The sequence below is a fragment of the Frankia sp. QA3 genome (genome assembly GCF_000262465.1).
GTDB lineage: Bacteria > Actinomycetota > Actinomycetes > Frankiales > Frankiaceae > Frankia.
The window spans coordinates 2,145,393-2,152,048 of sequence record NZ_CM001489.1 but is presented as its reverse complement, the minus strand read 5'-3'; the positions used below and the strand labels follow the sequence as shown (position 1 = coordinate 2,152,048).

6 protein-coding genes and 1 pseudogene are annotated in these 6,656 nt (G+C 69.5%); 2 read left to right on the top strand and 5 right to left on the bottom strand.

Annotation, left to right across the window (positions count from 1 at the left end; all coding sequences use genetic code 11):
* Positions 1-607: 607 nt before the first annotated feature.
* The 3 genes from FRAQA3DRAFT_RS08775 to FRAQA3DRAFT_RS36935 form a co-directional block, all read right to left on the bottom strand.
* Positions 608-811 (bottom strand): cold-shock protein, encoded by a 204-nt coding sequence (locus FRAQA3DRAFT_RS08775; RefSeq protein WP_007507818.1) that lies wholly within the window; start codon positions 809-811, stop codon positions 608-610.
* Between the two features lie 785 nt (positions 812-1,596).
* Positions 1,597-2,538: a VWA domain-containing protein gene (locus tag FRAQA3DRAFT_RS08770; protein ID WP_009738708.1), complete on the bottom strand. Its 942-nt coding sequence runs from the start codon at positions 2,536-2,538 to the stop codon at positions 1,597-1,599.
* Positions 2,539-3,507: 969 nt separating this feature from the next.
* Entirely contained in the window at positions 3,508-3,780 is a 273-nt protein-coding gene (locus FRAQA3DRAFT_RS36935; RefSeq protein WP_035920714.1) for a hypothetical protein, read from the bottom strand.
* Between FRAQA3DRAFT_RS36935 and FRAQA3DRAFT_RS36930 the strand changes: the two genes are divergently transcribed.
* Entirely contained in the window at positions 3,763-4,137 is a 375-nt protein-coding gene (locus FRAQA3DRAFT_RS36930) for a hypothetical protein (protein WP_232291979.1), read from the top strand. The genes FRAQA3DRAFT_RS36935 and FRAQA3DRAFT_RS36930 overlap by 18 nt on opposite strands.
* An 85-nt stretch (positions 4,138-4,222) precedes the next feature.
* A complete protein-coding gene (locus FRAQA3DRAFT_RS36925) occupies positions 4,223-4,531 on the top strand; it encodes a hypothetical protein (protein ID WP_035920710.1) in 309 nt (102 codons plus the stop codon).
* Between the two features lie 19 nt (positions 4,532-4,550).
* Here FRAQA3DRAFT_RS36925 and FRAQA3DRAFT_RS38555 read toward each other — a convergent pair.
* A pseudogene (locus FRAQA3DRAFT_RS38555) lies at positions 4,551-5,819 on the bottom strand (acyl-CoA dehydrogenase family protein).
* 97 nt (positions 5,820-5,916) lie between these two features.
* On the bottom strand, positions 5,917-6,552 hold the full coding sequence (locus tag FRAQA3DRAFT_RS08745) for a TetR/AcrR family transcriptional regulator (protein WP_035922599.1): 636 nt from the start codon (positions 6,550-6,552) through the stop codon (positions 5,917-5,919).
* Positions 6,553-6,656: the final 104 nt, after the last annotated feature.

The window sequence follows — 6,656 nt, the reverse complement described above, 5'->3', positions numbered from 1 at the left end:
GTTTCCGATCCGCCGCCCGTTTCCGAAGAGCCGGCCACACGGCCGGCGCCCCCGGCGGCCGTGCCCACCACGCCGCGGGCGGCGGACGGAGGCGGCGCGGCCGTGGCCGGCGCCGACGGGGTGGAGGGAAGCGACGGCGTGCCCACCGCGGTCATATTCGGTGATCTTAGGCGATCCGCGTCGTTCCGTGGCCGGGATGTCAGCTTTGCGTCATCTGCCAACGCGCCGGGTGGGACCGATCGCAGCGCATGAGCTCGGTAGGGAGCCGCCCCAGTTTCGGCCGTCCACCGTCGCCGGCGTCTCACCGATCCGACAGCCCCCCGCCACGGGCCCGGGCCGCCCATGTCAGGCGCTGACGCCATCCCACACCTGCGCTCCGTGTCCAACGCCGTCCAGCTGGGCGGGCTCGGGGAGTGGCAGGCGGCGCGCAGCGCTGTGCGGACGGTTCCGTCTGACGCTTCCCCGGACTCGTCGCGATCATGGCCTGTGCGGCGTACCGCCGACACAACGACAGCTGCGCGGGTCGGATACCGACCCGCGCAGCTGTTCAGGTGTTTCTAACGATCAATGCTGAGGCACCCGAGACGCAGACGCCGGCGGGCGTGCGTCAGACCGGGCGGACGTGCTCGGCCTGCGGGCCCTTCTGGCCCTGCGTGACGTCGAACTCCACGCGCTGGTTCTCGTCCAGGCTGCGGAAGCCCGCGCTGTCGATCGCCGAGTAGTGAACGAAAACGTCCGGGCCGCCGCCGTCCTGCGCGATGAAACCGAAACCCTTTTCGCCGTTGAACCACTTAACAGTGCCCTGAGCCATGTGCTTCTCCTTCGTGGGAGCCGAACCGGACCGACTGGTGCCGGCCGGGGTGCCGCGGGGTGATCGCTCCCACTGTCGAACCGGCCGGAACGCGACAAACGCCCGCAGTCGAAACCCGCGGGCGTCCATACGTTCAAGGAACCTACAACTGCAACGGGCCCAACCTACCACTCATCGCGCCAACCCGTCGACTCCCGTCGGGAGGCCTGCCGTCGTGGGCGTCACGGGGGTGCGAACGGAACCAGCCGGTGGGAACCGAGGCCAAAGCGGCATGAGGCACCGACGAAACGGGGAGCGGTGCCCCGGTGGGTCCGCCGCAGCGGTTCCGGTCGCCCTCGGCTCGCTGGTCGAGCGGCGGATCGGCCTACCAGCGCCGCTGCCGCTCGTCGCCGCAAATCCCCCGAATTCCCGTCGCTGCGGTGGCGGGATCGTCACTGACGGCTACCGAAGGTCGGCGCAGGGCTTCGGGAAAACGAATTGGATCATGCGGGAGGGGCTGCTACCGTCGAGGCCCTGAGGTTGGCATAGCTTGTCGGAGCGTTTTCCGACCGAGTGATCGATTGCCAAGCGTAACCCTTAAGACCGTGCGTGTTATCCGCCGCTCGAACGACCCACTTTCCCGTCTCGCGTGGTCGGTGGGTGGGCTGAACACAGCAGCGATCCACCCAGACTGTCCGCATCACGCGACGTCGCTGTGATCCTCGGCGGTTGGCGAGCTCGTCGCGGACCTCGCGGCGGGCCGTGCGACCGTGGACGCGGCCCATGAGAACAACCGGTCGCTGCGCTCAGGAGCCGTTGATCAGATTCCTCTCCGTGGCCTGCCTGAGCCAGCTCGGGTACTCCGTCATCATCAACTCGTAGAGCTGCTCGTTGGTGAGCTCCGCCGGGTCGGCCACGGAAAAGAAGCTGGCATTGTCGAGATAGCGGCCGCCCATCTCGTCGAGCTCCTCCAGGAAAGAGAAGTCCATCTGGATCGCCGCCGCGAGGCGGGCCATGAGACCACCGCGTCCCGCACCGAACAGGGTTTTCGGGCGCGGCGATGGCGGGGCGCTGGCCCCGCTCGGGCGTCGGGCCTGGCCGATCGCCATGAATTGCCAGAACAGCGGTTCGTAGGACGACCAGGCGACCTGGTCCCGAGTGCCGTTCTTGTCGCTGGTGTGGCCGTCGGTGACAAACATGACATAGACCGGACGACTGTCCGGACGGGGCGATGTTCGCTTCTTGCCGCGGCCCTCGGGCAAATAGTGCTCGCGCACGGCTCTCATCGCCTTGTTGTAATGCGTTCCGCCTTCCAGACGCCGGCGGCGGACGAGACTCTCGACCCAACCGTGATAGTTGCGCAGGTCTATCGGGCCCTCCTCGTACCCGCCGGTGCCGAAGGTGAAGACGTCGCACCTGCCGTCGTCGTCGAGCTGGACCGCCAGGCCGAGAACCCGCTCACACAGCTCCTGGACCTTGCCGCTCCGGTAGAGCCTGCCCATCGAGGCCGAGATGTAGAGGCACAGCGCCACGCGCGCCCGGTGATCGCCGAGTCCGTGTTTGTCCAGCGAGACGCCGGCCAGCTTGACCAGGTTCACCATCGAGGGCGGCTGGGCGGCCAGCTGCTTCCTCAGCCGGACGGCCTTCGCCGCATTGACCACTTGGGTCGGCGTTGGGAATCCGACCGGCGGGGCGCGATCGGGCGCCGGGGCCGGCGCGGGAGGGGATACCGGCGACCGCCGCGCCATGGGGACATCCTTTACGGTCGGTGGCCAATTGCCGCATCGATCGGAAGGTGTTCTCGCGCGCCTCGACGAGACGAGTATGGCCGGTGTGGCATCGGCCGGTACGGCGGGCCCGACCGGGTCCGACTGCTCGGTCGACGCGGCCCACCCAGGGGAAGAAGCAGCCGGTCCGGATCGACCAGCGGATCCTGCTGACCCTTGACCAGGTGCTTGTGGAGCTTGGCGGGCCGGACGGGTCGTTGCCGCGATCGAGCTGGCATGACTGGCAGCGGAAAGGGACCGGGCCGAAGGTCATCAAGTTGCCGAACGGGTAGATCCGGGTCGCCCGTGACGATCTGAATACCTGGCTCGACGGCCTGACCCGGGATCCGGTCCGATGAGCACCGCTACCTCCGGCGGTCCTGCTGGGAACGGCGCGTACGGAGAGGATCTGCAGACTTCGTTCGACGTCCGTGTCTGGTCCGTTCGCGAGATTAAGGGGAAGAGGCGGTCGACGTGGCAGGCCCGCTGGTCGGTCGCCGGCCGGCCAACGGCGAATGCCCGCTCGTTCGTCACGAGGGGCGGCTGAGGCGCGCCGGGCGGAGATCTTCACCGCGGTGAAGAAGGGGGAGGCGTTCGATGTCGCTACCAGGCTTGCCGGTGCGGGAGGTGCTCGCCCAGCGGGCGGTGGCGCCACCGCCGCCGCGTTCGTGGCTTGAGGTGGCTCGGGGCTTCACGGACGCGAAGTGGGAGGAGCGTCGGGCTCCTGGTAGTCGGCGTTCGATCGCGCAGGGGCTCGGCGCGGTCACGGTTGCCCTATTCGACGCTACCGTGCCGGCGGAGTTCGAGGAACTTGTCCGTGAGGCCCTGGCAGGTTGGACGTTCAACACCGGCGTACGCACCGTCCCGGTCGGGATGGCCGCCGCCGTGAGGCGACGCCGCCTGTCGGCTGGGCGGGGGTGCTGGACTGGATGGAGCGGCATAGCCGGCCCGTCACGGAACCTGGCCGACCCGGAGGTCGCCCGGGCGGCCCTCGGTGCGTTGTCCCGTCGGATGGATGGAACTCCGGCTGCGGCAAACACCACGATCCGCCGACGCCAGGTCTTCGATATGACGATCAGGTAAGCCGTCGCTCGCGGTGACCTGGACGCCGACCCGCTCGTCGATCTCGGTTGGAGCCCGCCGCGCAGGCTCGTTGAGGTCGATCGGCGTGTTGTCGTCAATGCCGATCAGGCGCGCCGCCTGTTCGTGGTGGTCGCCGAGCATGCCCCTGATCTTGAGGCTTTCTACGCCACGATCTACCATGCCGCGCTGCGACCCGGTGAACTCCAGGAGCTACGTCTCGACCAGCTGACGCTGCCGGCGTCGGGCTGGGGTGAGGCGCTGCTGGATGGCAACAACCCTGAGATCTCGCCCCGCTGGTCCGACGCTCCGGACGGGCCGCGCCAGCCTCGGGAGCTCAAGCATCGGGCGAAGGGGCAGGGGCGGCCGGTGCCGTTGAACCCGCGGCTCGTCGTGATCCTGCGCCGCCATGTCGACACGTTCGGCGTCGCCGCCGACGGACGTCTGTTCCGGTCGGAACGTGAGGGGCCCGTGAAGGCGACCCGGTACCTGCAGAGGTAGCGGCAGGCCCGCGAGGTCGCACTTCACCCCGGCCGAGCAGGCGTCGCCGCTGGCGCGCCGGCCGTACGACCTGCGGCACGCCGCCGTGTCCGGCTGGCTGAACGCAGGCGTCCCGGTCACCCAGGTCGCGGAGTGGGCGGGCCATTCCGTGCGGGTGTGCCTGCTCGTCTACGCGAAGTGCATCGCCGGCCAGGACGAGGCCGCCCGGCGGCGCATCGACGCGGCCCTGGCCGCCGAGGACGGGATAACCGACGTCACCTCGGCCGCGCAGCCGGCGCGGTCTGGTCCACGAACAGGCCACGGCGAGCCGGATACGACCGGACCAGACCGGATGCCACCGGACAGCAGCTCGCACCCGGCCGAGGACATGCCCGCACCCGAATTGGGGCTCTGACCTGTGAAGACAGCGTCTATCAGCGGGTGACGTCGCGGCCGATGAGCTGGCGAGCGACGATCCACTGCTGGAGCTCGTTGGCCCCCTCGAAGATTCCCAGGATCTTCGCGTCCCGGTACATCTTCTCGAGGCGGACCGATTCGCCGCTCTCGGCCACCCGGCGGGTGAAGCCGACCGCGCCGTAGATCTGGATGGCCTCGCGGACGAGGTCGTTGGCCAGGCGAGTGCCGTATGCCTTGGCCATCGCGGCCTCCGGCTCGGCGCTGCGATCGCCGCGGTCGAGCAGGAGCGCGGCCTTCTGGTACAGCGAGCGGGCGCACTCGATCTCGGTGGCTCGCTGGGCCATCTGGAACTGCCAGTGCTGCATGCCGCCGAGTGGGCTGCCGAACACGTGCCGGGTGCGTAACCGGTGCACGGCGAGGTCGAGGGCGGCCTGCGCGCCCCCGACGCCGGCGGCGCCGATGCCTATCCGTCCGCGCACCAGTGCGGACAACGCCACACCGAGGCCGCCGTCGGGCGGACCCAGGACGTTCTCCTTCGGCACGTGCACGTCGGTGAACACGATGTCGGCCGTGATCTGTCCGCGGTGGCCCATCTTCAGATCCGGCGCGCCGATGCGAACGCCCGGCGAGGACAGGTCGACCAGCAGCATCGTCGCCCGGTCCGACCGTCCCGCGCGGACGAGCACCGACACTCAGCCCGCGACGACGCTGTTGGTGATCCAGTGCTTGCGGCCGTTGACGACGAAGCCGTCGGCGGTGCGCTCCGCGACGGTCTGCATCCGGGTAGCGGTGAGGTCTGAGCTGGTCTCCGGTTCGGTGGTGGCGAAAGAGAAGGCCGTGCGGCCGCTGACCAGCTCTGGGATGAGCCGGGCGCGCAGCGCCGGCGAGGCGAACGTCAGGGTCTGCGGCACCAGGATGCACTGCCCGTCGTAGACCCCGGCCATCGACGACGAGTGGTAGGCGATCTCCTCGGTGACCGTACAGGTCCCCAGCATCGGATACGTCAGGCCGCGGCCGAAGTCCGCGCCGAACGGCACCGAGAAGAGGCCCTCCTCCGCCAGGCCCCGAAACGCAGCCCAGGGGAAGCTGTCCGCGGACTCCTCGCGCCGGCCGATCTCGCGGGCGTGCGGCGCCAGCCGCTTCTCCACCGCCTCGCGGGCCTGCGACCGCAGCGCGACGGTCTCCTCGGGAAGCCACACGTCGTGGGTCATCCGGTCCTGCATGCGCGGCACCTTCAGAGCCGCGTCGGGCTGTGCTGGGGACGTCAACGGTCGATCGCTCGCCATCGAGGTACTCCTCGCGTCGGAAACCCCGCCACATTAACAGTCAGACCTGACCGTAAGTTTGTCGTCGGACATGACGGGGCTGCGGCGCTGCCGCACTTCAGCCCTCCGGCCCCGTCAGCATCTCGCGCAACACCCGCTTCCACAGGGTCAGATAGGGATCAGTTCGCGGGTTGCGCCTGGTGACCGCGTAGGTCATGGAGACCCCGCGCATGCTGGTGAAGATCAGATCCCGGGCTGCGGGAAAGTCCGGATGGGCGCTGAGTACCGGCCCGTACATCGTCGCAACGACACGGTTGATCGCGCTGCCGAGCTGTCGTTCGGCGGCCGCGAGGGTCGCGGCGAGATCGGTGTCGGTGCGCGCCGCGGTCCACAGCTCCATCGCCGCCCAGAAGTACGGCGCCTGGAAGGTCTCCCACAGCAGCTCGGTGGCGAGGTCAACCCGTGCGCCGCCGGTGGTGGGTCCGGGGGTGGCGGCCAGGACAAACCGTCGCATTTCCTCGATGCGCTCGTGGGCCAGGTGCTGAGCCGTTGCTACCAGCAGGTCCTCCCGGGACGGGAAGTGGTGCAGCAGCCGGCCACGGGACACTCCGGCTCTGGTCTGGATCGCCACGGTGGTCGTCCGGGCGTAACCGTCCTCGAACAGTCCCTGGACCGCCGCGTCGAGGATGAGTTCGCGGCTGCTGGCGCGGCGCTGCCGCTGGGTACGCCGGGGATCGGGATCATCGACGGGCATCGGCCGACGATAGCGGGCCGCGGCGGTCCGGGCCGCCGGGCGGCATCCGGTCTGGCCGGGCGCCGTGAGCGGGTGCGCGGCCCGCACTGCTTATCGGCTCGGCG

What these genes read in the sequence shown, in the direction of transcription:
- FRAQA3DRAFT_RS08745 (WP_035922599.1), bottom strand. Translation starts at nt 6,552, where the DNA reads ATGCCCGTCGATGATCCCGATCCCCGGCGTACCCAGCGGCAGCGCCGC.
- FRAQA3DRAFT_RS36935 (WP_035920714.1), bottom strand. Translation starts at nt 3,780, where the DNA reads ATGCTCGGCGACCACCACGAACAGGCGGCGCGCCTGATCGGCATTGAC.
- FRAQA3DRAFT_RS08770 (WP_009738708.1), bottom strand. Translation starts at nt 2,538, where the DNA reads ATGGCGCGGCGGTCGCCGGTATCCCCTCCCGCGCCGGCCCCGGCGCCC.
- FRAQA3DRAFT_RS08775 (WP_007507818.1), bottom strand. Translation starts at nt 811, where the DNA reads ATGGCTCAGGGCACTGTTAAGTGGTTCAACGGCGAAAAGGGTTTCGGT.